The following is a 23,204-nucleotide window of genomic DNA, read 5'->3' as shown; positions in this document are numbered from 1 at the left end:
AGTGCTTTTCATATTAATCAGGCCTTATTTCACGTGAAATAAGGCTTTTTTGTTAAAACATGTTAAATTGTAACAAACCCGATACAATTCACACAATAAATCATAGCATTTGACAGTTATAGTACCAGAAGAATTCAATAATAAGTGTTCACTAAAACTTTAAATGCTATGAAAAAATTAATTTTAACAGGTCTAAGCTTCTTATTCGCAATTACTTTAACTTTTGCTCAGGATGTTAATCCAGAAACTAAAGCTCAAGAAAAAGTAGAAAAATTAACTGAAGTTCTTACGTTGAACGATGATCAAAAAGCTTCCATCTTCACGATAGTTTTGGAAAAAATAACAGCCATGGAAGCCATTAAGGCCGACACTACTTTGGAGGCTGCTGCCGCTCAGGAACAGCTAGAAGGAATTAAAAATTCTGCTAATCAAAAAATTGCAGAACAGCTTACTGACGAACAAAAAGAGAAATTCCTTAAATATTTAGAAGAGAAAAACGCGAAGAAAGAAGAAGAAGGCGAAGTACAGCAATAATAACTTTTCATAATTCATGCAATTTATTAGATAAACGGTTTAACAATCCCTAATCATGCAAAAAGGCGAGAAAAATATTTTTCTCGCCTTTTTTGATTCAGTAAAACTATAGTAGAACTAGGCGGTTATGACGATTTCAATTTCTTTTGAATGTCTTGCACGTAAGATTTGAACTTTTTGTCGGTCTCTATCAAATCTTCTACGGTCTGGCAAGCATAAATCACTGTCGAGTGATCGCGACCACCAAAGAAGTTACCTATAGATTTCAGGGAAGCTTTGGTGTGATTTTTAGCCAAATACATAGAAATCTGACGAGCCTGAACTATTTCACGTTTACGTACTTTAGATTTCACCATTTCTACTGGCACTTCGAAATACTCACATACTAATTTCTGGATATATTCCATAGAAATCTCCTTGTGTGTATTTTTCACAAAGTTCTTTAACATAGACTTGGCCAGATTCAAGTCTATTTCTTTTTTGTTTAAAGTTGCTTGTGCCAACAACGAGACTAATGCGCCTTCCAGTTCTCGTACGCTGTTGTCGATTTGCGTAGCCACGTATTCAACTACCTCTTCCGGCAATTCTATACCGTCAGAATACATTTTCTTTTTCAGAATAGCCATCCTTGTTTCCAAGTCAGGCACCTGAATGTCTGCCGACAAGCCCCATTTGAATCGGCTCAACAATCTTTCTTCCAATCCCGAAAGATCTTTAGGAGCCTTGTCCGATGTAAGGATTATCTGCTTGCCGGATTGATGCAAATGATTGAAAATATGGAAGAAGATATCCTGAGTTTTTTCCTTACCGGCGAAGTTGTGTACATCATCCATGATGATGACATCCATCGCTTGATAGAAGTTCACAAAGTCATTGATCGTATTGTTTTTAAGGGAATCCACGAACTGCTGACAGAACTTCTCACAAGAAACATAAATCACTAATTTATCCGGTAAGTTTTTCTTAATCTCATTACCAATAGCTTGGGCAAGGTGCGTCTTTCCTAAACCAACATCCCCATAAATCATTAAGGGGTTAAAAGAAGTTCCTCCCGGCTTGTTTGCTACGGCATATCCTGCAGAGCGGGCAAGGCGATTACATTCACCTTCCACAAAATTCTCAAATGTGTAGTTTTGGTTCAACTGCGGATCTACCTGCAACTTTTTTAATCCAGGGATGACAAAAGGGTTCTTTATGTTCTTATTTAATGCAACCGGAACAGGAATAGATTGCTTCTTACCTTCGGCACCATTACCATTAGAAGGTAGGTTAGTAGTATAAGGCGTATTCGTCGAAGATTTTTCCACGACAATGTTATACTCCAATCTACCTTGCTCTCCCAAAAACTTCTTCACCGTCTTACGTAGGATACCTACGTAATGCTCTTCCAACCACTCATAAAAGAATAAACTAGGTACTTGAATAGTTAAAACGTTTTCCTCCAAACGAACGGCTTTCACCGGCTCGAACCATGTCTTAAAACTTTGTGCCGGAATGTTGTCTTTGATTACTTGAAGACAACTATTCCAAACACTTGTACACGTTTTTTCCATTCTTAAATTGTTAATAACTTGATAACCAATTATTGATAAAAAAATTGTTTAAAACTTTCCCTTTCAACGAAGATGATAAAAATTTCCGAGCTATAAAAGCGAAAGAATCAAAAAAATACAATTCATTATAAATCAATATTTTACAAAAATTTTATCCTTTTTAAGGTTCATAAATAGATGTCAAATCATTTTTTTCCACACATTGTATTTCGTGATAAAATTTTGTTTTTTTTGTTTCTCTGACAACCGTTATAGGCTTAGATGTGGAAAACTTTCTTCCTCTAATTTAAGAAATAAATATCTATATAATAAATAAAAAAGAGCTACATAAAATTTGTAGCTCTTTCCCTATTTTTTATCTATATAAATTATCCTACCTGAGCACTTGTTGGTTGCCCTTTACATAGTTTTTGGCATACCTTTATGATGCTTGAAAAATCATAACCACAGAGGCGCCATAACTCTTCCTGCTCACCATGTTCTATGATTTCGTCCGGGATTCCTAGACGCACCACTTCAGCTTTATAATTATGATCCGACATAAATTCGAGAATAGCCGAACCAAAACCTCCAGGAAGAGCACCGTCTTCCACCGTAATAATTTTGTTGAACTTTCCGAACACTTCGTGTAACAATTCTTCGTCCAATGGTTTGACGAAACGCAAATCGTAATGTGCCGGATATATTCCTTCGGTATTTAATTCTACTATGGCTTTAGCAGCTTCATTACCTATATGACCTATAGTTAATATGGCAACTTCTTCTCCATCTACCAATTTTCTTCCCTTACCGATAGGAATCTCTTTGAAAGGTCTTTTCCAATCGGGCATTACGCCGTTGCCTCGAGGATAGCGAATCACAAAAGGCCCCTTGTTTTCCAGCTGGGCCGTATACATCAGATTACGCAGTTCTTCCTCATTCATTGGTGCGGCTACAGTAAGATTAGGCACACAACGCATATAAGCTATGTCATACGCACCATGATGTGTAGGACCATCAGCTCCTACCAAGCCGGCTCTATCCAAACAGAACACCACATGGAGATTCTGTAAAGCTACGTCATGGATTACCTGATCGTAGGCGCGCTGCATGAAGGTAGAATAGATGTTACAGAAAGGAACAAGCCCTTGAGTAGCTAAGCCGGCACTGAAGGTCACGGCATGTTGCTCTGCAATACCTACATCGAAAGCTCGGTTGGGCATAGCCTTCATCATGATGTTCATCGAAGAGCCTGTAGGCATGGCAGGTGTAACACCCATGATTTTTTCGTTCTGCTCGGCCAGCTCCACTAATGTATGTCCGAACACATCCTGATATTTTGGAGGTTGCGGTTTATCGTAAACCGTCTTCTTGATTTCTCCTGTGATTTTATCAAACATGCCAGGAGCATGCCACTTGGTTTGATCTTTTTCGGCTAGGGCATAGCCCTTACCTTTGACGGTAACCACATGAAGTAGTTTCGGACCGTTGATGTACTTAAGATCATTTAAAGTCTTGACAAGCTTGGTTACGTCATGTCCGTCCACCGGACCGAAATAGCGGAAATTGAGTGACTCGAAAAGATTCGCATTCTTAAGCAATGTGCCCTTGATACTTTGCTCTATCTTTTTCGCCCAACCATATGCATCGGGACCATTTTTGGAAATCTTGGCCAATACGGCAATCAGCTCATCTCTAAATTTATTATAACTTTTGGATGTCGTAATGCTGGTCAGATACTCTTTGAGTGCCCCCACATTAGGGTCTATAGACATACAGTTATCATTAAGGATGACTAAGAGGTTGGACTTTTCTATTCCGGCATGGTTCAATGCTTCAAAAGCCATACCTCCCGTCATAGCGCCATCACCTATGACAGCTACATGCTGACGATCTGTTTCTCCTTTATAAGCGGAGGCAACAGCCATCCCCAATGCCGCAGAGATGGATGTCGAAGAATGTCCAACACCAAAAGCATCATACTCACTTTCGCTTCTTCTAGGGAATCCTGAAATCCCCCCAAAAATTCTATTAGTATGAAACTTATCTCTTCTTCCGGTTAATATTTTATGTCCATAGGCCTGATGCCCCACATCAAATACCACCTGATCATAAGGTGTATTCAACGCATAGTGTAATGCTACTGTCAATTCCACCACGCCAAGACTCGCCGCAAAATGTCCTCCGTTGACAGAAACAACATCTATAATAAATTGTCTGAGCTCCTTACAAACCTGTTCTAGATCCGATTCTTTAAGCTTGCGCAAATCCGACGGATATAGAATGTTTTTTAAAAGTGCTCCTGCTTCTATTTGCATACCTTAAATATGTTTCAAAACACGCTACAAAGTAACAAATTAATTCTTTTACCTAATGTATATATATACAAAAATCTGATATCTATGTTTTACTTTTTTATTAAAAATGAATATTATAGCTCAAAATCGTATTTTTGATAAACTTTTATGGAAGCAACAAATTACGAAATAAAACTCGAACAATTCGAAGGTCCTTTCGACTTATTGTTGTTCTTCATCGAACGCGATGAACTGAACATTCACGACATTCCTATTTCAAAGATTACGGACGACTTTTTGGATTATATCCAACAGATGCACTCGCTCAACATAGAGCTTGCTTCAGAATTCATTTTCGTGGCTTCCACATTGATGCGTATCAAAGCCAAAATGTTGCTTCCTCGTCCGGAAGCTGAGGAAGAGGAAAACGGTCCTGACCTAAAAGAACAACTTGTACAGAAGCTGATACTTTACAAACAGTTTAAAGATGTATGTGAAGAGCTTAAAGTACTCGAAGAAAAAAGAGAAAAGCTACATAGCCGGGGGAATATAGCTTACGATCTCAAACACACCAAAAGACAAGTCACCGAAGAAGAACTCTCTTCTTTTGATTTGTATAAGCTCATGATGGTGTACGAAAAGCTGATGTATAACTTTACCCATCGTGTGAATCCGGTAACGCATACAGTAGTGAAATTCCCTTACACCATAGAGCAGCAAAAAGAGGCTATCGCCACCTTATTAGAGCTGAACAAAAAACTGGATTTCCAGATGATCCTTAAAAATTCGGAAAACAGAGTACAGTTTGTATTCAATTTCCTTGCAATCCTAGAAATGCTTCAACAGAAATTATTAGAAATAGAAGTGGGGATGGGATTCAATAATTTCACTATTGCCAACCGAGATCCGAACCATCAAGAAACAGTAGAAGAAGAAATGTTAGAGGATAAAGAAGAGGAGATTATGGAAAAATAACGAACAGAAAAAGATTTATTATTTTTCCATTTTAAGATTATCCAAAACCTCTTTCAAAAATTTATAACGCTCAGAATAATCTACCTTGGGTAAAGTTCGTAAAGCTTGAATACCCTGTTTCATGGCTTTTGTAGATTTATTAGCAAAGGAAGAAATTAATGTTTCAATGTTGGTTTCTTCCAAAAATCCATCCACAATACCATAGTTTCTACCTTTTTCAGCATCAAAATATTGAGTTTCTAAACACAGCTGTAGAACTTTTTTCTCGGGCATAACTTTTAGAAGACTAGCCATCACCTGAAAGGGAAAAAGCCCTATTTCCAATTCCGGCAGTCTAAATTGCACGGACCTACTACAATAAACATAACTGCAGCCTAAGACAATCAAAAAACCTCCGGCAATGACATTTCCTTCCACAACAGCTATGGAAGGTTTGTACAATCGGTCAAATACTTCGCCAAGCGAAATATTTTGGTTCTCAATGTAAGGATTTGGTATGTCTAAATCCGGATTTTCAAAGGTTTTCAAATCCATTCCTGCACAGAATATAGGTCCTTCGGCCTTTACAACAACCACCTTTATGTCTTCGTCTTCATTTGCCTGCTGAAAAGCATGGTGGATCTCATTGACCATGGTGGGTGTAAAGGCATTTCTCTTTTCCGCTCGGTCTAACGTCAATACATAGACATGACCATCCTTTTCGGTACGAATATACTTGTACATCTTATCCTATCATTTGTTGAAAATCCGCTTTCAGTCGGTTTGTTAATGCTGTGGTGCCTATGCCGAATTTTTCTAATAGAAGCTCCGTAGGAATGTTTCCCACCAGTTCATCTTTCGCAAAGGGGCAGCCACCATATCCTGCCAAAGCCCCCTCAAATCTTGTGCATCCCGCCTTCCATGCTGCATCAATCTTCTCACGCGCATTCTGTGGAGGACTGTGAAGATGAATGCTCAACTCTAAATTAGGAAATTGCACAGTAATTTTTCTATATAATGAACTAATAGCTAAAGGAGTAGCTTCCGCCGTAGTGTCGGCGATAGAAAATCGATTGATGTCCAAAGCATGCAACGTTTCAATCCATTGCAGTACAAGCTCTTCGTTCCACGTGTCTCCATAAGGGTTTCCGAATGCCATAGAAATATAAATGACCAGCTCAATGCGGGTAGGTGCTAAAATTTCTTTTATCTTCTTCACTCTTTCTAAGGATTCGGCAATAGTGGAATTCGCATTGCGTTGCTGAAACGTCTCTGAAATAGAAAAAGGATAGCCTACGAAGTCCAACTTTCCATATTGCGCTGCTGTGATAGCTCCTCTTTCATTAGCTATTATAGCCAACAGCTTCGTTTCGTTAACCTTCTCAATACCTTCCAACACAGCAGCTGTATCTTGCATCTGTGGCACGGCTTTAGGTGAAACGAAAGATCCGAAATCTATATATTCAAAATAAGCACTTTTTATTAGCTCATTGATATACCGTATCTTTCTTTCCGTAGGGATAAACTTATGCATGCCTTGGATAGCATCCCTTGTACATTCTACCAAAAGTATATGTTTAGACATCTTTTATAAGCTCTCTTGAGATTACCATCTTCTGTATAGCGCTTGTTCCTTCACCTATGGTGCACAACTTAGCGTCGCGGAAATATTTTTCTGCTGGATAATCCTTTGTAAAACCATAACCTCCATGAATCTGTACAGCATGGTTAGCCACCTCTACGGCCACTTCGGAAGCATACCATTTGGCCATAGCACTTTCTTTTGTCACCTTTTGATTTGTATCCTTGAGATATCCTGCCCTACGTATCAATAGTTCAGAGGCATCTATCTTGGTAGCCATTTCGGCAAGGGTAAATGAAACATCCTGAAATTCATATATTTTCTTATTGAACTGCTTTCTCTCGTTGGCGTAGCGCAAAGCACATTCGTAAGCACCACGCGCTATTCCCAGCGACAAGGCGGCTATAGAAATGCGACCTCCATCCAGTAATTTTAAAGCCTGTATGAATCCTTCTCCAACGTTACCGATGACCTGATCCTTATGTACCTTGCAGTTATCGAAATATAGGAATGCTGTTTCTGAAGCACGCATCCCCAGCTTGTTCATCTTATTACCTGCCGAAAAACCTTTTGTTCCCTTTTCGATGATAAAGGCTGTCATGGCATGTTTATCACCTTTTTGCCCAGTACGTACGATGACCACTGCCACTTCAGCACTAATAGCATGCGTGATGAAAGTTTTTGATCCGTTGATAATCCAATAGTCTCCATCCTGCACGGCAGTAGTGTTCATCCCACCAGCGTCAGAACCCGACTCCGTTTCTGTCAGGCCCCAAGCACCTATCCACTCGCCTGAAGCCAGCTTAGGAAGATACTTGCGTTTTTGATCTTCATTGGCAAAAGAAAGAATATGGTTTGTACAGAGCGAATTATGTGCTGCCACAGACAAACCTATAGATCCACATACTTTCGATATCTCATCCAAAATGGTGATATACTCCTGATAGCCTAATCCTGCACCACCATACTCTTCCGGTACTAAAATTCCCATAAACCCATATTCACCCATCTTATGGAACAGATCTTTAGGGAAATGTTGCTGCTCATCCCATTCCATAACATGAGGTTTTATGTGCGTACGGGAAAACTCTCGTGCACTTTCACGCACCAGAGCCATTTGTTCGGACTCCTTATAGTACATCATAATTTTTGCTTAAGTTTATAATTGTTTTTATACTATATATAAGTATAGCAAAACAAATTTTGTTTTACTGTATTTATAATTTAAAGAATATTAGGAAAGTTTGAAAGACCAATTATATAATAATTATATGCGATCCTTACTGACAATATTAAAATCGAAATACGAAAAACTTCTTATCGGCGGAGGGCTAGATAAAATTGAGAAGCACAAAGAAAAGGGAAAAATGACGGCCTGGGAACGGGTTGTATATCTTTTGGATGAGGGTAAGCCCTACACAGAAATAGGTATTTTCGCTGGAGATGGAATGTATAGCGAACATGGAGGATGTCCCAACGGTGGGGTAGTGGTCGTTATGGGATATGTCAAAGGTAGATTATGCATTATTGTATCCAATGATGCCACGGTGAAGGCTGGAGCTTGGTTTCCTATCACAGGAAAGAAAACCCTCCGTGCACAAGAGATAGCCATGGAAAACAAAATTCCTATCATTTATCTGGTGGATTCTGCCGGTGTTTATCTGCCTATGCAGGATGAAATATTTCCGGATAAAGAACATTTTGGTAGAATCTTTCGTAATAATGCCAAGATGTCGTCCATGGGAATACCACAGATTGCTGCCATCATGGGCTCTTGCGTAGCCGGAGGTGCCTATCTTCCTATTATGTCGGATTACGCCTTAATCGTGGAAGGCACAGGCTCTGTATTTTTGGCGGGTTCATATCTCGTACGTTCTTCTATAGGCGAGCAGATAGACAACGAAACTTTGGGAGGTGCAATCACACATACCGAAATTTCGGGTGTCGTAGACAACAAATATCCAAATGATGAAAGCTGCCTAGATGCCATAAAAAATATCATAGACAAAATGGGAAGTTCTGCTACGGCCGGATTTTCGAGAATAGATTCTCGTAAGCCTAAAGTAGATATAGAATCACTATACAACACCTTGCCTATAGACAGGCTTAAACCTTACGACATGCGTAAAATCCTGGAAGCTATCGTGGATGCAGATTCTCTTGAAGAATACAAAAAAGATTATGGCAAGACGCTTATCTGTGCCTTGGCACGTATCGATGGATGGGCAGTAGGCATTGTAGCCAATCAAAGAGAAATCGTAAAAGCCAAAAAGCCGGGAGGTACGCAAGAGATGCAAATGGGAGGCGTTATTTATTCAGATTCTGCAGATAAAGCCGCCCGTTTTATCATGAACTGCAACCAACAAAAAATTCCTCTGGTATTCTTTCAGGATGTTACGGGTTTCATGGTAGGTTCACGTTCCGAACATGGGGGCATCATTAAAGATGGAGCTAAGATGGTAAATGCCATGGCCAATTCTGTAGTTCCTAAATTCACTTTCATCGTGGGAAATAGCTATGGTGCCGGCAACTATGCTATGTGTGGCAAAGCATACGACCCTAGACTCATATACGCCTGGCCTACTGCACAGATCGCTGTGATGAGTGGCGCCTCTGCCGGAAAAACGCTTCTCCAAATTCAGGAAGCAGCACTTAAAGCCAAAGGTGTTTCCCTTTCCGAAGAGGATAAAAAAGCTTTGCTAGAAAATATAGAAAAGCAATACAACGAACAGCTAAGTCCCTACTATGCGGCAGCGAGACTGTGGGTAGATGGCGTAATAGACCCTAAGGAGACCCGAAAAATAATCTCCATGGGGATAGAAGCAGCCAACCATAACCCCGATATTCCAAGATATAACGTTGGCGTAATCCAGACGTAACAGCCTATAAAAACTTTTCTTTATAAATCTTAAAATATTCGGCTATACTATCTGGATTGCGCATGATATCTCGTGATACGGAACTTTCTAAAGATTTTCCGGAAAATATCTTTTTTACCGGAAGTTCCAGTTTTTTGCCACTAAGCGTATAAGGTATATCATGTACCTGAAAGATAAGATCCGGCACATGGCGTGGACTATATTGTGTACGTAATGTATTTTTTATCTGTACTGTAAGCTTCTCATCCAACAAAACATCCTTCTCGGGCTGTACGAAAAGCACCATCTTCGAACTGCCATCAACCTTATCCACGGTAATGACCAAAGCATCTTTCACCTCTTTCAAAGAATGTACCCCATTATAAATTTCAGCTGTACCAATGCGTACGCCTCCACGATTCAATGTAGCATCTGAACGTCCGTAGATAATAATTCCTTCCCCGGATATGATCTTTATCCAATCTCCATGTGCCCATACATGAGGAAACTTATCAAAATAGCTTTCTCTATACTTTTTATTTTCTTCGTCATTCCAAAAGTAAACGGGCATGGAAGGCATAGGTTTCCGTATTACAAGTTCACCTACTTCGTTTTCTACGGAATGTCCTTCTTCATTATAAGCGGCAATGTCGGCACCCAAGGTTTTACATTGAAGCTGTCCAGCAAATACTGGTAGCATAGAATTTCCTGAAAGAAAAGCAGAACAAACGTCCGTGCCTCCACTTAAGGATATAATATGTACATCCGGAAATTTAGCTTGTAACGCTTCAAAAGTAGAAGCAGGTAGAGGTGACCCTGTTGAGCCTATGACTTTAGGTTGGTAATCCTTTATTTCCAAATGCTCTATAGAGGTAAAATAGACGGCACCTGCTCCGAGATGATGCACCTTTGCTCGCTTTAGAAAATCCCAAAAAGTTCTGTGTCCATTATGATTTATAATACCATCAAACATACACAATGTAGCACTACACAGCAAAGAAGATAAAGCATAATTCCACATCATCCATCCCGTGGTAGTATACCAAATGAAATTCTCACCCTTTTGAACATTTTGGTGTATAGCCAAAGCTTTATAATGTTCCAGCAAATTACCTCCTGTACTATGGGTAATAGCTTTAGGTTTTCCCGTAGTGCCGGAAGAATACAATATCCAGATGGGATGTGCAAATGGAACTCTTACAAACGTTAGAGGTTGCGGCGTATAATTCTCTATAGAGGAATTCCACATGCTATCGTTAAGATCTACAACCTCTTGTAATGTTTTCAAGCTGTTTTTCAACATCTCCAAAGTATCCCTTTTGGAGAAAATCTTGTCGTTATACTGGTAGGAGGTTTCTATAAAAAGAAGTTTAGGCTCTATCTGTTCAAAACGCTCGGCAAGAGCTCTATCCCCAAAATCGGGAGAGCAGCACGACCAGATAGCTCCTAAACTGTTTACTGCTAAAAAAATAGCCACCGTGTCTACCCTGTTATTCAGTACACCTACTACTCGGTCTCCCTTCCGGATACCTCTATCCATTAGAAATTGCTGTATCATACTTACCTTGCTTTCGAGCTCTTGCCAGGTAATTTCCTTATATGCTTCGTATTCAGAACAGAATTTTATGGCTATGCTATTCGCATCAAAAGATTTAAAAATATGTTCAGCATACGAAAGTTCTATACCCTCAAACCATCTTACTCCGATAAAATCTTTCTCATTAGCATTCCAAGATAAAACCTTATTGTATGTTCCGGAGTAGGAGATATTGAAAAAATGTAAAATAGCTTCCCAAAAAGATTCGATATGTTCTATAGACCATGCATGAAATCCTTGATAATCAGCAAAGTGAACCGAATATCTTTGTTCTACAAACTTTTGAAAAGCATATAAAGTGGAGCTTTCAGCATATTGTTTTGAAGGAGTCCATAAGGCTGCCATAAGTTTATAGATTGGTCTAAACTAAATATACAAAAAGCAGCCTGAAAATGAAATGCTTCTTAGATAAGCAAAAAAGCCTGGCCTACAATGTCAGGCTTTTTTAATATTTTGAGAAATTACTTATTTATTTTGGATAAAAGCATTCCAGCCTTGAGCTTTGAGCTGGTGTACTTTTCCTGATTTCGAAATCATATCTTTCCCTTCAGAAGGTTCTGTAATATAGCCAATTACAGTAATGTCGGGATGACCTTTGATTTTGTCATAATCCGACTGTGGTACGGTAAATAGCAACTCATAATCTTCACCACCACTCAGCGCACATACAGTAGGATCCAATCCAAATTCGCGAGCCGTATCATATGTCATCGGATCAATAGGAATTTTCTCCTCATACAGCTTACATCCCACATTCGATGCTTCACAGATATGTAAGATTTCCGAAGCAAGACCGTCAGATACGTCGATCATGGAAGTAGGTTTTACATCCAATTCTCTAAGGAGTTCTACGATATCTTTACGTGCTTCCGGTTTTAGCTGACGCTCGACGATATAATCCTTTCCTTCCAGATCCGGCTGAATATTAGGATTTTCCAAAAAGATTCTTTTCTCTCTTTCTAGAAGCTGAAGTCCTACATAGGCACCTCCCAAATCACCTGATACACAGAGGAGATCGCCTTTTTGTGCTCCTGAGCGATAGACAATTTTGTCTTCATCGGCATATCCTATACTAGTTACGGAGATAATTAAGCCTTGCACTGATGCCGATGTATCACCTCCAACAAGGTCTACACCATATTTTTTACAGGCTATCAAAGCACCGGCATAGAGTTCTTCAACCGCTTCCAACGGGAATTTGGAAGAAAGGCCTATAGAAAAAGTTATCTGCGAAGCTATGCCGTTCATCGCATAAATATCCGAAAGATTTACTTGTACTGCCTTGTAACCCAGATGTTTAAGGGGAGTATAGCGCAAATCGAAGTGAATATTTTCGAGCAGCAAGTCAGTTGATATCAACGTACGTTTGCCCGAAAAGTCCAGCACGGCAGCATCATCACCAATACCTTTTTTGGTGCTTTCCTGGCTCAATTCTACCGCCTGTGTAAGGTGCTTTATAAGACCAAATTCACCTAACTCCTTAATATCTGTTTTATTAACGTTATCAAACATATAATTTATTTACCAGCAAAGATACATATAAATATTGCAAAGGCTTGCAGAATAAAATAGGGCAATCTAAAAATTGCCCTATTATGAATATTGCATAACAAAAATGGTTTTCATGTGAAACACATTATAAACCTAATTTTGCTGAAATTTCCAACATTCTTTCAATAGGTTTTTGAGCCCGATGTATAACATCTTCCGGAAGTATAATTTCAGGAAGTTCGTATTTCATACAGTTGTAGAGTTTTTCCAACGTATTGAGCTTCATGTGCGGACAGTCATTACATGCACAAGCATTGTTCGGTGGTGCCGGAATAAAGGTTTTGTGCGGACTTGCCTTCTGCATCTGATGGATAATTCCCGACTCTGTAGCAACAATGTAAGTAGAAGCCTGATCTTCAATAGTAAATTTGAGCATGCCTGAAGTAGAGCCAATGTAATCTGCTTCCGCCAAAATATGTTCTTCACATTCGGGATGGGCGATGAATTTAGCTCCCGGATATTCGGCGCGTAATTTTTCTATTTTTTCACGTGAAAAAATCTCGTGAACCATGCACGCACCGTTCCACAATACCAAATCTCTGCCTGTCTTTTTCTTTACATAATCGCCAAGATTGCGATCCGGTCCGAAAATAATTTTTTGATCAGCCGGAAGTGATTCGACGATTTGCACCGCATTACTAGAAGTACATACTATATCGGATAGAGCTTTAAGCTCCGCAGTACAGTTTACATAGGTGATTACCAAATGATCCGGATATTGCTCTTTGAATTTTGCAAATAGGTGTGGAGGACATGAATCCGACAATGAACATCCCGCCTTAAGATCGGGAAGCAAAACTTTTTTCTCCGGAGAAAGGATTTTTGCGGTTTCAGCCATGAAATGCACACCGGCAAAGACAATCACATCGGCATCCGTCTTTGCAGCCTGCTGAGAAAGCCCCAAACTATCCCCTATATAATCTGCTAAATCTTGAATTTCAGCGTCCTGGTAATAATGCGCCAGAATGACCGCGTTTTTTTCCTTTTTCAATCGAAGGATTTCCTGTACCAGATCCAAACTAGGGTCAACCGGCACATCAATAAAACCTTTCGCTTCTAAATCTCTTTCAAATGTAATATTCATTATCTCTTCAGTAATTTGGTTAATCACTTTGACTAATCAACAACACAAAAGTAAACAAAGAAATTCAAACGAAATCCACATTCCCTGTTTTCAATAAACAACAATCTTTTTTATAAAAAGGAATCTTATTGTTTGTTAAGGTGTGGAAAATGGGGAAAAATGAATGATTTTAAATTTTATTTTTTAGTTATTTCTTCTTTATCCACAAGTTTTCCACAGCGAATTGCCGTTTTTAGCTTGATTTTCAAAGATGTTAGATTTGACGAATTTCATTTTCCATATTTTTTTGTGAAAAAAATTCTGCGTGTAAAATGTGAATTTCTATATGGATTTTTACGGAAAATGGGTCGCCATATGTGTGAAAATTTGGAGGGATGTGGAATAAAAAATAGTTTTAAAATTTAATTCACGTTTTGTTTACATGTTTTCCACATTATTTGTTAATTTGTTTCAATTTTTAAGCATCGACAGGTTATATGTTGGAAAGAAAAGTTGATTTTTTGGTTGTTGGTTCTGGAATTGCGGGTTTAAGTTTTGCTTTAAAGGCTGCTAGTGTTGGTAAAGTGTTAATAATTACAAAATCCAACGAGGATGAATCCAACACAAAATATGCGCAGGGAGGTGTTGCAGTAGTTACAGATCAGGCAGATAGCTTCGAAAATCATATCCAAGATACCCTGATTGCGGGTGATGGATTGTGTAATCCACAAATTGTGGAAAACGTCATCAAAGAGGGACCAGACCGTATCGCTGAGTTGATAGCTTATGGCACTTCTTTCGACAGAGAAGAGTCCGGGGAATATGATTTGGCAAAAGAGGGAGGACACTCTGCTCATAGAATTCTACATTATAAGGATATCACGGGATATGAAATCGAGCGTGCCTTGTTAGCCAAAGTTCATGAAAATCCTAATATAGAGATTTTAACACATTATTTTGCTGTTGATATCATCACGCAACATCATCTGGGAAAGCATGTAGACAAAAAATCGACGGATATAGAGTGTTATGGAGCTTATGCCTTGAACACTCATACGCACCAGGTGGAAAAAATTCTTTCCAAAATAACGTTGATGGCAACAGGAGGAGCTGGACATGTATATTCTAGCACAACAAATCCTACTATCGCTACGGGAGATGGCATTGCCATGGTTTACAGGGCTAAAGGAAAAGTGCGTAATATGGAATTTATTCAGTTCCATCCCACGTCTCTGTATAATCCCAGTGAGTATCCTGCTTTTTTGATTTCCGAAGCTGTCAGAGGATATGGTGGCATACTTCGTCGTGCGAATGGTGAATCTTTTATGGAGGAATACGATCCACGTGGATCGTTAGCACCTAGAGATATTGTAGCCCGCGCGATAGATACGGAAATGAAAAAGTCTGGATTAGATTATGTTTATCTGGATATTACCCATCGGAGTAAGGAAGAATTGTTGGCTCATTTCCCTAACATTTATGAGAAATGCCTTTCCATAGGTTTGGATATGACCAAAGATTACATTCCGGTTACTCCTGCAGCGCATTATTTGTGTGGTGGAATCATGGTAAATGAGTATGGTGCTAGCAGCATCAAAAATCTATATGCATGCGGCGAATGTTCTTCCACAGGGCTGCATGGCGCTAACCGTCTGGCTTCCAATTCTTTATTGGAAGCTGCTGTCTATGCGCACCGTATTTTCTTAGATGCCAGCAGTAAGATCGGTTCTATAAGTTATCAAGAGAATATTCCGGATTGGGATGATTCTAATACTCAATTGATGAACGAAGATATCTTGGTGACGCATAATCTTCGTGAGACTCAAAAGGTTATGTCGGATTATGTAGGCATTGTGCGTTCGGATTTCCGTTTAGAGCGTGCTATGCGCCGATTGGGCCTATTATACGAAGAAACTGAATCTTTCTATAAAAATACCAAACTTTCGGTGAAGCTGTGTGAGTTACGTAATGTAATTCAAGTAGCTTATTTGGTCGTGAAGTCGGCTATGAGTCGTAAAGAAAGTAGGGGACTTCATTACACTACGGATTATCCAAATCACGCAGACATTTTAACTGACACAATTTTATAGCGTATGGCTACTATATTACCTGTAAAGGAAGCATATCCATTTATCGGAGAGAATACTTTTGTTGCTCCGAATTGTACTATTGTTGGCGATGTAACCATCGGACAACATTGTTCTATCTGGTTTAATGCTGTAGTGCGAGGGGATGTGAATTATATTAGAATAGGTAATTATACAAATATCCAGGATAATGTTACCATTCATGGTACTTATCAGAAAAACGGTACTGATATAGGTAATTATGTCAATATAGGCCATAATGCTATAGTACATGGCTGTATAATAGAAGATTATGTACTTATAGGCATGGGAGCAATAGTCATGGATAGAGCTGTTATTCAGTCCAATGTTATTATTGCTGCTGGAGCTGTAGTACTGGAAAATACGATATGCGAGAGTGGATATCTTTATGCCGGTGTGCCGGCAAAAAAAATAAAGCCACTTACAGAAGAGCAAATGGCTTTATTGAAAAATCTTCCACACAATTATGTGTTATATTCTAGCTGGTTTACGGAAAAATAGCATTATTCAAATTTTGGTGTAATCGTTTCGTTTTGTTCCCAGTTTGAGCGTATAACGAATGGTTTATCGAGATACCAGATAGGTTCTGGTTGTATTTTATTGTATACGTCTACACCATCCCAGCGTCCGTTGCCGTTTATATCTTTAATTATTCGGAGTAAATACTTTCCTCCCGGGAATTTAGTGTAATGAAGTGTATTACTGTTGTACAGGATTTTTCTGTCATAAACCTTCGTTTTTTTCTCATCAATGATTTCAGCAATATAATAAACATTGGAATCCAACCCGTTTATTTTGAAAATCATATCGCCGAAATTTTCCGCTTCATCGTAAGCAAATGCAGCTTTAAACTCTTTATTAGTATCGCCAAATATAGATTTTATAGCGCTCTCTTGAATGGTTAATTCGTATGACTTTTTAGGTTTCCAGTTGAAACGTATATGATAGAGATTATCTTTTAGCGTATCTTTCTGTAGCTGGAAATTTCTTCTGGACAAAGTATCCTCTTTGAGTATAATCTTGTTTTTATCTATGCTTTCAATAGGGAAGGTACTGGTTATGGTAATATGTTCTACTTTGTTTACCTTATTGGTAATATTCAGTTGAGGAATAAGTTCTCTGTCGTATTTTTCATTTTTAGAACGACGGATTAGTGTTGTATCCAAATCCTTATTATAATCTGAAATTACTAACTTGATGGAATCAAACTCCAGCTTTTCCAGCATGATATTTACGGAATCCTTTAATTCACTAAACTTAACATAAGCTTTTTCGTTGAGTTCTTCCGGGTCTATAATCCGCACTGCAGGGGAGTCCAATGGTTGATTGAAGCTAAGCGTAATACGGCTGTCCTTTTGGATTTTCCTATCCTGAATCTTGAATTCTTTAGGTTTTCCTTTTGCGTATTCTATATAAATGTTCTCAATATTTTTATCCAAGCGAATCGTATCTAATGCGTAGAAACCTATTAATTCATGCGGATGATTGTAAATTCTGTCATTATTTTCTTCCTTGATAGCATAAATCCGATATGTATCCGCACGTAAATTTTGAAATTTGAAATTACCTGAACTATCTACACCTGTAAATATATTGGCTTTTTTCTTGCCGAAGATGCTATCTTGTCTGGTAGGAATGAGCAGAACACGTACAGAGAGATCTTCTTTCGGATCAAATTCTTTGGTAAAGGCATTAGATACTTTTCCAGAAATGGTTAAAGAATCCAATTCGGGTCCTGTTGAAAAGACATATGTATAATTTTTAAAGGGATTACTTTCGTTGAAATCAACCAAACCATTACCAAAGTTAATGGTATAAGTAGTATTTTTTTCTAAGGAATCTGGAAGCGTAATAATGAGTTTTTTCTTTTTGATTTTATAATCCGGTTGTTTCTCTACATCTGGAGAAATACTGAATTCCTTATAATGGTTGTTAAGCTTAATATATTCATCAAATTCGAATACTACTTCTTTATGATCAAAATTTCGCGTCAGGTTCGGTACAGAAACATTCAATAATTTGGGAGGAATGCTATCTTTTGGTCCTCCTGTAGGAGCTTGCATATTGGCACAGCGAATGCAAAATAGCGATATAAGAAAGAGTAATATAGCTATTAAGTTGTTTGTTAAACTAAAGGATGTTTTCGATTGTTTCCAGTATTTCATCATAACAATTTCTTATATCGCTAATATATGTGTTTTAACTCATATGAACCATAAGAACGCTTATATCGGCTGGGGACACACCTGAGATTCTGGATGCTTGTCCTAAGGTTCTTGGTTTTATTTTAATCAATTTTTCCCTAGCCTCTATAGAGAGTGAAGTAAGTTTGGTATAATCGAAGTCAGGATTGATTTCTTTTTCTTCCATCTTCTTCATTTTATTGACGATTTCCATTTCTTTTTCGAAATAGCTATCGTACTTCACTTTTATTTCAGCTTGCTCTAATGTTTCTTTATCATATTTTGAGATATATGCTTTGAACTCTTGATCTGCTTTAGCTAGGTGTTCTATATTGATATGTGGTCTTGTGAGGATATTGTACATTCTTGTTTTTTGCGATAGCTCACTTGATCCCACTTCGCTTAGGATAGGGTTCATGCTATTTGGTTCAATAGAACGTTCTTTGAGATATTGAACTAACTCTTCGGAATCTTTTACTTTTTTATTTACTTTTTCTAATCGTTCATCGGAAACCAATCCTAGTTTATGAGCAATAGGAGTGAGGCGTACATCAGCATTGTCCTGACGTAGAAGTAATCTATGTTCTGCACGGGAGGTAAACATACGATAAGGTTCTTCGGTACCTTTGGTCACCAAATCATCGATAAGTACGCCTATATATGACTCCGAACGTTTGAGTATTAGTTCGTGTTGATCGTTTATTTTCTGATGTGCATTTACCCCGGCAATGAATCCCTGTGCAGCGGCTTCTTCATAACCAGTAGTTCCGTTAATCTGTCCTGCGAAGAATAGATTTTTTACACGGAAAGTTTCTAAGGTTAGGTCCAGCTGGACAGGAGGGAAGTAGTCGTATTCTATAGCATATCCAGGTCTGTACATTTTTGCATTCTCAAATCCTGGTATTAAACGCAATGCTTTTAGTTGTACATCCTCCGGCAGTGAAGTAGAAAATCCGTTAACATATATTTCTACCGTTTTGAAACCTTCTGGTTCTACAAAGATTTGATGTCTGTCTCTTTCTGCAAAACGATTGATTTTATCTTCTATGGAAGGACAATAACGAGGACCTAATCCTTTTATACGTCCGGTGAACATGGGAGATTTGTCAAAGCCCGTCTTTAATACTTCATGAACTTCATTATTGGTGTAGGTAATCCAACAACAACGCTGTTCTTTCGGACTTTCGACATTTGTATAGGAAAATTTCCCACGCTCTTCGTCTCCCCATTGCTCTTCCATCACAGCATAGTTGAGGCTTCTGCCGTCTACGCGTGGAGGAGTTCCTGTTTTCATTCTTCCGGATTCAAAGCCTAAGGATACGAGTTGTTCAGTTAAACCTGTAGCTGCTTTCTCACCAGTACGTCCGCCACCAAATCTTTTTTCCCCTATATGTATAATGCCGTTGAGGAAAGTTCCGTTCGTTAATACTACAGCATCTGACTCTATACGTATTCCTAAAGATGTCACTACACCTTTAGCCGTATTACCTTCTACGATTACTTCCTTTACCGTATCTTGCCAGATATCCAGATTAGGTATGGCTTCTAGTTGAAGTCTCCACTCTTCTGCAAAACGCATTCTATCATTTTGTGTACGTGGACTCCACATCGCTGGACCTTTAGAACGGTTCAGCATACGGAATTGTAAAGTGGATTTGTCGGCTATAATTCCGGTATATCCACCCATAGCATCTATTTCGCGAACTATCTGTCCTTTGGCTACACCACCGATAGCAGGGTTGCAGCTCATCTGTGCAATCACACCCATATTCATAGTTATGAGTAGCACAGAAGATCCTAAGTTCGCAGCGGCAGCTGCAGCTTCACAGCCTGCATGTCCCGCACCTACTACAATAATATTATATTTTTCAAACATATCCTTATCTGCTGTTCCACGTGAAACTTTATTTTTTTAATCGGGTTTCACGTGAAACTTTTTTAAATATATTCTGCTAATTCTAACCAACGTTCTGATTTTTCTTCTAACTCCTCCTGCAATGCTTCGATGTCTTTTGCTAGATTTGCTAGAAGGATATGATCTGTTGTTGAGTTTAATTCTTCAGTTTTTTCTTTTATTAAATTTTCTAATTCACTAATTTTATTTTCTAACTCATTAAACTCCCTTTGTTCTTTGTAGGAGAGTTTCTTTTTTGTGCTTGATTGTGTCTCTTGTTTGTTTTTGGATTCTTTTGTTTTTCTTTCAGCTTCTTTTTGTTCTTTTAGTTTTTGCTCGACCTCAAATTTATAGTCTGCATAATTTCCATTATAGATGATTACTTTTCCTGATCCATCAAAAATGAAAAGTTGGTCGGTGAGTTTGTCTATAAGATATCTGTCGTGTGAGACTAAAATCAAAACCCCAGAATAGGATAGAAGGAAGTCTTCTAACACATTTAGTGTATCTATATCCAAGTCGTTTGAAGGCTCATCCAGTATAAGGAAATTTGGATTTGCCATCAGCACGCGCATAAGCTGAAGTCTTTTCTTTTCTCCACCACTTAGTTTTTTAACCAGACCGTGTTGCTTTTCGGGAGGAAAGAGAAATAAGGTGAGGAGCTGTGATGCTGTAATAATGTCTCCGTTTGCCATCTGGATATAGTCGGCTACGGATTTTACAATATCGATCACCTTTTCATCTTCTTTGAAGTCTAGTCCTCCTTGTTTATAATACCCGAATTTTGTGGTTTCGCCAATTACGACATACCCTTCATCAGGAGGAAGGGTGTTTGTTATGAGGTTTAGAAAAGTACTTTTTCCAGAACCATTTCTTCCCGATAATCCTATGCGATCACCTTTTTTGAAAACATAGGAAAAGTTTTCTATAACCGTTTTTTCGTTAAATCTTTTAGTTATATTGTGTACTTCAAGAATTTTTGATCCCTGGCGTGATACTTTTACACTCAGCTGAACCTTGTCTTGCGCTCGGGGACCTTTAGACTTTTCTTCCAGATCGTAAAAGGCATCTATTCTGGCTTTAGCCTTTGTGCCGCGCGCCTGAGGTTGACGACGCATCCATTCCAATTCTTTTCGTAAGAGGTTGCGTGCTTTCTCTGCAGCAAGAATGTCATTATACTCACGCTCGGCTTTTTTCTCCAGAAAATAGGCATAGTTACCATTATAGGTATAAAGCTTGCCTTTGTCTAGCTCCCGGATTTGCGTGCATATGTTGTCCAAGAAATAGCGGTCGTGAGAAACGAGTAGGACGGTCTTGCTACCTGTAGTCAACAGCTTTTCTAACCATTCAATAGTTTCTATATCGAGATGGTTGGTAGGCTCATCGAGAATATAAACGTCCGGTTCGTCAATAAGCAGCTTCGCTAGCGCTAACCTTTTCTTTTGACCACCCGAAAGCGTGCTTATCTGTTGATCAAAATTTGTAATCTGAAGACGGCTTAGGATAGTTTTTATATTTTGTTCATATTCCCAAGCGTCTAAAGCTGTTATTTTATCGGTAAGTTGTTCCAGCTTTTTTGTGTCAATATTTTTGGATTCCAGTAATTGTTCGTACTCTTTTATAAGCTGTTGTTGCTCATTTTCGCTGGAGTAGATAAAATCATTGATGGTACTTATCCCTGTGAAGTCTGGCTCTTGAGGTAAATAGCCTGTACGTATCCCTCTTTCTTTTACTACCCTACCTTCTTGTGGAGGAAATTCTTCAGCCAATAATTTGAGTAGAGTAGACTTTCCGGTTCCGTTGATACCGACAAGAGCAACCCTGTCGCCTTTTTGAAGGCCGAAATGTAGGTCTTTAAATAACCAGCGGTCATTGAAAGAATGACCTAATTGTTCTGTACTAATTATACTCACGCTACTTCTTTTATGTGTGATGTTTGGTAAATGTGTATCCCTTTCTTATCGCCTGCGGCCATATTTACCATTGCTGAAGCTACATCACGTGCACGTATGCTTCTATAATCTTTGTATTTACCGAATAACAATAAATTTATTATCGGAGATAAGATCTGGGCTATTTTTTCAGCTAATCTAAATTCTTTTCTATCTCCCAATAGGAGTGAAGGACGGAAGATATGAACGGTTTCTATTCCTACAGATTGAATAGCTTCTTCTACTTCTCCTTTAAGTTTTAAATAAAAGTTTTTGGAAGAAGGATTTGCTCCAATACTGCTGACTAGACTAAAAACCTTACACGTATCTTTCAATGTTGTAGCTACCTTCAAAGGATATTCCAAGTCAATTTTGTAATAGTCCGTCTGATTTGGCGTTTTTGCTGCCGTACTTCCAACACAGCTGAAGATATGGGTGATGTTAATATTTTTTATATGTTTTTCAATGTCGTCTATCTCAGAAATAATCTGTATAAGCTTGTCGTGTTCTATAGCTATCTTTCGTCTGGATACAGTATATATGCGCCCGTATTTATTATCTTTCAATAATAAATCCAAAACATTACTGCCGACAAGACCTGTTGCTCCTAGAATTAAAGCCGTATATTTTGTATCTGACATAGCTATCCAAATACAAAAATACGTAAATAATATTTTTAGATTGTGGAAAAACTAAATACTTTACAGGAAGATGTAAATTAGTTTAGCTTAAATTTGGCTATTAGGTTGAAACGAGGAATTTTCACCCTGAATTCTTGCCCGTCAAGCTGTCGAACCATAGTATAATAGCCTTGCATGTAGCCCATTTCTGTCTTAAGGTTGCATCCCGAAACATACTGATGCGATTCTCCAGGGGCGAGGATAGGTTGTTGACCTACAACGCCTTCACCTTCTACACATTTGTATTCTCCCAAGGAATCGAAAATATCCCAATGTCTGCTTAAAAGTTGTATGGTATAATCCGAATCGTTTTTTATCGTAATACGATAAGCAAACATATAATGCATATTAGCAGGATTGGAATATTCGGCTTGATATTCACATTCTACCCAAACGGTTATGCCACAAGTAGTTTCTTTTATCATATGTCCTAATCAAAA

At 38.5% G+C, this 23,204-nt stretch carries 18 protein-coding genes; 5 read left to right on the top strand and 13 right to left on the bottom strand.

Going from position 1 to position 23,204, the window contains the following annotated elements; genetic code table 11:
* Positions 1 to 168: 168 nt before the first annotated feature.
* A complete protein-coding gene (locus ABD873_RS13570; protein WP_156138358.1) occupies positions 169 to 534 on the top strand; it encodes a hypothetical protein in 366 nt (121 codons plus the stop codon).
* A 125-nt stretch (positions 535 to 659) separates the two neighbouring features.
* On the opposite strand, the gene dnaA is transcribed toward ABD873_RS13570, so the two are convergent.
* Both dnaA and dxs read right to left on the bottom strand, forming a co-directional pair.
* Positions 660 to 2,087 (bottom strand): chromosomal replication initiator protein DnaA, encoded by a 1,428-nt coding sequence (dnaA, locus tag ABD873_RS13565; RefSeq protein ID WP_345069183.1) that lies wholly within the window; start codon positions 2,085 to 2,087, stop codon positions 660 to 662.
* Positions 2,088 to 2,455: 368 nt separating this feature from the next.
* Positions 2,456 to 4,384: a 1-deoxy-D-xylulose-5-phosphate synthase gene (dxs, locus tag ABD873_RS13560; RefSeq protein ID WP_345069181.1), complete on the bottom strand. Its 1,929-nt coding sequence runs from the start codon at positions 4,382 to 4,384 to the stop codon at positions 2,456 to 2,458.
* Positions 4,385 to 4,531: 147 nt separating this feature from the next.
* Between dxs and ABD873_RS13555 the strand changes: the two genes are divergently transcribed.
* Positions 4,532 to 5,338: a segregation and condensation protein A gene (locus ABD873_RS13555; protein ID WP_345069179.1), complete on the top strand. Its 807-nt coding sequence runs from the start codon at positions 4,532 to 4,534 to the stop codon at positions 5,336 to 5,338.
* Positions 5,339 to 5,356: 18 nt separating this feature from the next.
* Here ABD873_RS13555 and ABD873_RS13550 read toward each other — a convergent pair whose 3' ends face one another.
* The 3 genes from ABD873_RS13550 to ABD873_RS13540 are packed head-to-tail and all read right to left on the bottom strand — an operon-like array spanning position 5,357 to position 8,043.
* The gene (locus ABD873_RS13550; RefSeq protein ID WP_345069177.1) at positions 5,357 to 6,061 is read right to left on the bottom strand and encodes an enoyl-CoA hydratase/isomerase family protein; all 705 of its coding nucleotides are present in this window, start codon (positions 6,059 to 6,061) and stop codon (positions 5,357 to 5,359) included.
* A gap of 1 nt (position 6,062) precedes the next feature.
* A complete protein-coding gene (locus ABD873_RS13545) occupies positions 6,063 to 6,902 on the bottom strand; it encodes a beta/alpha barrel domain-containing protein (protein WP_052258868.1) in 840 nt (279 codons plus the stop codon).
* A complete protein-coding gene (locus ABD873_RS13540) occupies positions 6,895 to 8,043 on the bottom strand; it encodes an acyl-CoA dehydrogenase family protein (RefSeq protein ID WP_345069175.1) in 1,149 nt (382 codons plus the stop codon). Before ABD873_RS13540 ends, ABD873_RS13545 begins: the two co-directional genes overlap by 8 nt.
* A gap of 127 nt (positions 8,044 to 8,170) precedes the next feature.
* On the opposite strand from ABD873_RS13540, the gene ABD873_RS13535 reads away from it, so the two are divergent.
* On the top strand, positions 8,171 to 9,778 hold the full coding sequence (locus ABD873_RS13535; RefSeq protein WP_345069173.1) for an acyl-CoA carboxylase subunit beta: 1,608 nt from the start codon (positions 8,171 to 8,173) through the stop codon (positions 9,776 to 9,778).
* A gap of 4 nt (positions 9,779 to 9,782) precedes the next feature.
* Here the strand turns inward: ABD873_RS13535 and ABD873_RS13530 are convergent, their stop codons facing one another.
* The 3 genes from ABD873_RS13530 to nadA form a co-directional block, all read right to left on the bottom strand.
* The gene (locus ABD873_RS13530; protein ID WP_345069171.1) at positions 9,783 to 11,699 is read right to left on the bottom strand and encodes an acetoacetate--CoA ligase; all 1,917 of its coding nucleotides are present in this window, start codon (positions 11,697 to 11,699) and stop codon (positions 9,783 to 9,785) included.
* A 120-nt stretch (positions 11,700 to 11,819) separates the two neighbouring features.
* Positions 11,820 to 12,866, bottom strand: a complete 1,047-nt coding sequence (gene thiL, locus ABD873_RS13525; protein WP_345069169.1) for a thiamine-phosphate kinase — start codon at positions 12,864 to 12,866, stop codon at positions 11,820 to 11,822.
* Between the two features lie 124 nt (positions 12,867 to 12,990).
* A complete protein-coding gene (nadA, locus tag ABD873_RS13520; RefSeq protein WP_345069167.1) occupies positions 12,991 to 13,989 on the bottom strand; it encodes a quinolinate synthase NadA in 999 nt (332 codons plus the stop codon).
* A gap of 476 nt (positions 13,990 to 14,465) precedes the next feature.
* Here nadA and nadB point away from each other — a divergent pair, with 476 nt between their 5' ends.
* Both nadB and ABD873_RS13510 read left to right on the top strand, forming a co-directional pair.
* Positions 14,466 to 16,058, top strand: a complete 1,593-nt coding sequence (nadB, locus tag ABD873_RS13515; protein ID WP_345069165.1) for an L-aspartate oxidase — start codon at positions 14,466 to 14,468, stop codon at positions 16,056 to 16,058.
* 3 nt (positions 16,059 to 16,061) lie between these two features.
* Positions 16,062 to 16,577: a gamma carbonic anhydrase family protein gene (locus tag ABD873_RS13510; protein ID WP_039052894.1), complete on the top strand. Its 516-nt coding sequence runs from the start codon at positions 16,062 to 16,064 to the stop codon at positions 16,575 to 16,577.
* Positions 16,578 to 16,579: 2 nt separating this feature from the next.
* Here the strand turns inward: ABD873_RS13510 and ABD873_RS13505 are convergent, their stop codons facing one another.
* The 5 genes from ABD873_RS13505 to apaG form a co-directional block, all read right to left on the bottom strand.
* A complete protein-coding gene (locus tag ABD873_RS13505; protein ID WP_345069163.1) occupies positions 16,580 to 18,139 on the bottom strand; it encodes an Ig-like domain-containing domain in 1,560 nt (519 codons plus the stop codon).
* A gap of 136 nt (positions 18,140 to 18,275) precedes the next feature.
* Entirely contained in the window at positions 18,276 to 20,135 is a 1,860-nt protein-coding gene (gene mnmG / locus ABD873_RS13500) for a tRNA uridine-5-carboxymethylaminomethyl(34) synthesis enzyme MnmG (RefSeq protein WP_345069161.1), read from the bottom strand.
* Positions 20,136 to 20,197: 62 nt separating this feature from the next.
* On the bottom strand, positions 20,198 to 22,066 hold the full coding sequence (locus tag ABD873_RS13495) for an ABC-F family ATP-binding cassette domain-containing protein (protein ID WP_345069159.1): 1,869 nt from the start codon (positions 22,064 to 22,066) through the stop codon (positions 20,198 to 20,200).
* On the bottom strand, positions 22,063 to 22,725 hold the full coding sequence (locus ABD873_RS13490; protein WP_039054431.1) for an NAD-dependent epimerase/dehydratase family protein: 663 nt from the start codon (positions 22,723 to 22,725) through the stop codon (positions 22,063 to 22,065). The genes ABD873_RS13495 and ABD873_RS13490 overlap by 4 nt, the downstream gene beginning before the upstream one ends.
* 77 nt (positions 22,726 to 22,802) lie before the next feature.
* Complete coding sequence (gene apaG / locus ABD873_RS13485; protein WP_345069155.1) at positions 22,803 to 23,189, bottom strand: Co2+/Mg2+ efflux protein ApaG; 387 nt, start codon at positions 23,187 to 23,189, stop codon at positions 22,803 to 22,805.
* Positions 23,190 to 23,204 lie beyond the last annotated feature (15 nt).

The sequence above is a fragment of the Sphingobacterium thermophilum genome (assembly GCF_039541675.1).
Taxonomy (GTDB): Bacteria; Bacteroidota; Bacteroidia; order Sphingobacteriales; family Sphingobacteriaceae; genus Sphingobacterium; species Sphingobacterium thermophilum.
This window is presented reverse-complemented; position numbering and strand designations above follow the sequence as displayed.

Excerpts from the sequence above, each read along its gene's own strand:
- ABD873_RS13570 (WP_156138358.1), top strand. The coding sequence starts at position 169 with ATGAAAAAATTAATTTTAACAGGTCTAAGCTTCTTATTCGCAATTACT.
- dnaA (WP_345069183.1), bottom strand. The coding sequence starts at position 2,087 with ATGGAAAAAACGTGTACAAGTGTTTGGAATAGTTGTCTTCAAGTAATC.
- dxs (WP_345069181.1), bottom strand. The coding sequence starts at position 4,384 with ATGCAAATAGAAGCAGGAGCACTTTTAAAAAACATTCTATATCCGTCG.
- ABD873_RS13555 (WP_345069179.1), top strand. The coding sequence starts at position 4,532 with ATGGAAGCAACAAATTACGAAATAAAACTCGAACAATTCGAAGGTCCT.
- ABD873_RS13550 (WP_345069177.1), bottom strand. The coding sequence starts at position 6,061 with ATGTACAAGTATATTCGTACCGAAAAGGATGGTCATGTCTATGTATTG.
- ABD873_RS13545 (WP_052258868.1), bottom strand. The coding sequence starts at position 6,902 with ATGTCTAAACATATACTTTTGGTAGAATGTACAAGGGATGCTATCCAA.
- ABD873_RS13540 (WP_345069175.1), bottom strand. The coding sequence starts at position 8,043 with ATGATGTACTATAAGGAGTCCGAACAAATGGCTCTGGTGCGTGAAAGT.
- ABD873_RS13535 (WP_345069173.1), top strand. The coding sequence starts at position 8,171 with ATGCGATCCTTACTGACAATATTAAAATCGAAATACGAAAAACTTCTT.
- ABD873_RS13530 (WP_345069171.1), bottom strand. The coding sequence starts at position 11,699 with ATGGCAGCCTTATGGACTCCTTCAAAACAATATGCTGAAAGCTCCACT.
- thiL (WP_345069169.1), bottom strand. The coding sequence starts at position 12,866 with ATGTTTGATAACGTTAATAAAACAGATATTAAGGAGTTAGGTGAATTT.
- nadA (WP_345069167.1), bottom strand. The coding sequence starts at position 13,989 with ATGAATATTACATTTGAAAGAGATTTAGAAGCGAAAGGTTTTATTGAT.
- nadB (WP_345069165.1), top strand. The coding sequence starts at position 14,466 with ATGTTGGAAAGAAAAGTTGATTTTTTGGTTGTTGGTTCTGGAATTGCG.
- ABD873_RS13510 (WP_039052894.1), top strand. The coding sequence starts at position 16,062 with ATGGCTACTATATTACCTGTAAAGGAAGCATATCCATTTATCGGAGAG.
- ABD873_RS13505 (WP_345069163.1), bottom strand. The coding sequence starts at position 18,139 with ATGCAAGCTCCTACAGGAGGACCAAAAGATAGCATTCCTCCCAAATTA.
- mnmG (WP_345069161.1), bottom strand. The coding sequence starts at position 20,135 with ATGTTTGAAAAATATAATATTATTGTAGTAGGTGCGGGACATGCAGGC.
- ABD873_RS13490 (WP_039054431.1), bottom strand. The coding sequence starts at position 22,725 with ATGTCAGATACAAAATATACGGCTTTAATTCTAGGAGCAACAGGTCTT.
- apaG (WP_345069155.1), bottom strand. The coding sequence starts at position 23,189 with ATGATAAAAGAAACTACTTGTGGCATAACCGTTTGGGTAGAATGTGAA.